Annotated in this window: 2 protein-coding genes; both read right to left on the bottom strand. The window is 61.6% G+C overall.

Annotated features, from left to right (window positions below; all coding sequences use genetic code 11):
• Positions 1-129: 129 nt before the first annotated feature.
• Positions 130-858: an IS21-like element helper ATPase IstB gene (gene istB, locus ACGKZZ_RS17125; RefSeq protein ID WP_411224732.1), complete on the bottom strand. Its 729-nt coding sequence runs from the start codon at positions 856-858 to the stop codon at positions 130-132.
• On the bottom strand, positions 791-2356 hold the full coding sequence (gene istA, locus ACGKZZ_RS17120; protein WP_411224731.1) for an IS21 family transposase: 1566 nt from the start codon (positions 2354-2356) through the stop codon (positions 791-793). The genes istB and istA overlap by 68 nt, the downstream gene beginning before the upstream one ends.
• Positions 2357-2471 lie beyond the last annotated feature (115 nt).

Below are 2471 nucleotides of genomic sequence, written 5' to 3'. Positions count from 1 at the left end.
TGTCAATCGGCATTGAACTTTGACCCCCTATCGGCGTCCAATATTGACCCCTTTGTGCTGAGCAGGCCCGGCGCTGCGTAGCCCTCACATAGCGCAGCGGCGGCGGGCCTGCGGGGTTTCGGGATTGCGCTATGCGCGGTTCTTGAAGCGCCAGCTTTCGTTTCCGGTTTCGACGATCTCACAATGGTGCGTGAGCCTGTCGAGCAACGCGGTGGTCATCTTGGCATCGCCGAAGACGCTGGGCCATTCGCCGAAGGCCAGGTTGGTTGTGACGATGATCGAGGTGCGTTCGTAGAGCTTGCTGATCAGGTGGAACAGGAGCTGTCCGCCAGTCTGAGCGAAGGGCAGATAGCCGAGTTCGTCCAGGATCAGGAAGTCGAGGCGGGAGATCAGGTCGGCGGTCCGGCCCTGGCGTTCGGCGCGGGCTTCGGCATCGAGCTTGTTCACCAAGTCGACGACGTTGAAGAACCTACCCCGTCGTCCAGCCCGGATACAGGCCCGGGCGATGCTGACGGCAAGGTGGGTTTTGCCGGTCCCTGTGCCGCCGATCAAGACGAGGTTGCGCTGGTGGTCGAGGAAGTCCCCACTCGCCAAGTCACGGATCAGCGTCTCGTTGACCTCGCCCGCTTCGAAGTCGAACTCTTCCAGTTCCTTGGCGAGCGGCAGCTTGGCAATGGTCATCTGGTATTTGACCGACCGGGCTTGCTTCTCGCGTATCTCGGCGGTGAGCAGGTCGCCGATGATCTGTTGCGGTTCATGCTGGCGTTTGACGGCGGTGGTCAGGACCTCGTCATAGGCAGCTCTCATTCCGTAGAGCTTCAGCTTTCCCATCGCGTCCATCACGTCTGATCGTTCCATCTGCCTGTCTCCTCAAGCTGTCATAGCGGTCGCAGTCGGCAATTGGCTCACAGGTCAGCCGCAGGGCGTCCGGGGTGGTGATTGTCAGTGGCGGTGGTGGTTCGCGATGCCGGGCCAGGATGTTCAGGACCACACCCGCCGAATGGACGTTGTGCGACAGAGCCTCGGCGCAGGCGGCTTCTACGGCTTCGATCCCATCCGTCAGCACGGCGCTCAAGATGCTGACCATCTGCCGGTCGCCACCCGGCTGACGTTCCAGCTTGCGCCACACACGGCGGATCGGCACCGGCAACGCCCATTCCTTGAAGGGCGCCCCATTGCGAAGGGCACCGGGTTTGCGGGCCAGGACGGGGATGTAATGCAGGGGATCGAAGATGGTTTTGTCCCGCCCGAAGGCCCGCTCATGCTGGCCAACGATTTGCCCATCCTGCCAGCATTCCAGCCGGTCAGCATACGCCCTGATCTCCACCGGCCGCCCGACCGCCCGGGCATCGACCGAGTAGCGGTTCTTGTCGAACCGCACGAGGCAGGTCTTGGACACGGAGGCCGGAACCGCGTGGAATCCATCGAACGGACCGACATAAGGAACGAGGCTCGGACGCTCTTCTTCGAACACCTCCCAAATCGTCATATCGCGCAGCTCCGGGTGCTTGTTCGCCTTGGCATAGGCCAGGCATCGATCCTCCAGCCAGGCATTCAGCTCGGCATAGGACTTGAACTTGGGACGCGGCACGAAGAACCGGCGCCGGATCACCCCCACCTGGTTCTCCACTTGACCTTTCTCCCAACCCGAGGCCGGGGTGCAGGCAACCGGATCGACCAGGTAGTGCCCGCACATCTGCTGGAACCGCCGGTTATAGGCCCGGTCCTTGCCGACAAAGATCGCATCCACAGCGGTCTTCATGTTGTCATAGATGCCCCGCGCGCAGGCACCGCCAAAGAAAGCAAACGCCTTATCATGGGCGTCGAACACCATCTCTTGGGTCTCGCGCGGATAGGCCCGCACAAACGGCATCCGGCTGTGGCTCAGGCGCACATGCGCAACCTTCACCGTTGTGGTGACGCCATCGATCAGGACAACCTCGTGGCTCCAGTCGAACTGATAGGCTTCGCCCGGATTGAAGCTCAGCGGCACATAGGCAGCGGCGGAAGCTTCCCGGGTCGCCTTCGACCAACTCGCCGCATAGCGCCGCACCGCATCATAGCTGCCGTCATAACCCCGGTTGCGTAGCTCTTCGTAAATCCGAACCAGTGTCAGCCGCTGGCGTTTGGGTTGCCGGTCATTATCGGCCAGCAGCTCATCCAGATCGGACCGCCACGGGTCGATCTTGGGGCGGGGCTGCGTGGACCGGTCATAGCTGAACTCGGTCGCCCCGGACCGCACCACCTTTCGGACCGTGTTCCGTGATACCCGCAGCTCCCGGCAGATCTGCTTGATCGACTTCCCCTGGATGAAATGCGCCCGCCTGATCTTCGCAATCGTCTCCACAACCAACATCCCCAACTCGCTCCCTCAAATCCGTCGAGGAAGCTTCTGAACAGAAATATCAGGGGGGTCACTTTTGGACGCCGATTACCCCAATACAGGGGTCAATCTTGCATGCCGGTTCACA

It is taken from the genome of Marivita sp. S2033, from assembly GCF_046592965.1.
GTDB lineage: Bacteria > Pseudomonadota > Alphaproteobacteria > Rhodobacterales > Rhodobacteraceae > Marivita.
Note: the sequence above shows the minus strand (reverse complement) of the source record. Positions and strands in the feature narration are given on the sequence as shown.